General features: G+C 61.9%; 1 protein-coding gene. It reads left to right on the top strand.

Annotated elements, in window-relative coordinates; genetic code table 11:
• Positions 1–247 (top strand): transporter substrate-binding domain-containing protein (locus SB772_RS44305; protein WP_410839064.1); only part of this gene is annotated, 247 nt, incomplete at both ends.

Genomic DNA, 247 nt, shown 5'->3' with positions numbered 1-247 from the left:
CGTCTCGGCAGCCCAGGCTGGCGCCATCGAAGACGCGGTCAAGCGCGGCACCCTGAAAGTGGGCATGGACCCAACCTACATGCCGTTCCAGATGACCAACAAGCGTGGCGAGATCATCGGCTTCGAGGTCGATATCCTCAAGGCCATGGCCAAGTCCATGCGCGTCAAGCTGGAGACCGTCTCCACCGCCTATGACGGCATCATCCCGGCCCTGCTGACCAACAAGTTCGACATGATCGGCAGCGGC

Origin of the sequence: Paraburkholderia sp. SIMBA_030 (assembly GCF_046535245.1) — a bacterium.
In the GTDB taxonomy this organism is placed as follows: Bacteria; Pseudomonadota; Gammaproteobacteria; order Burkholderiales; family Burkholderiaceae; genus Paraburkholderia.
This window is presented reverse-complemented; position numbering and strand designations above follow the sequence as displayed.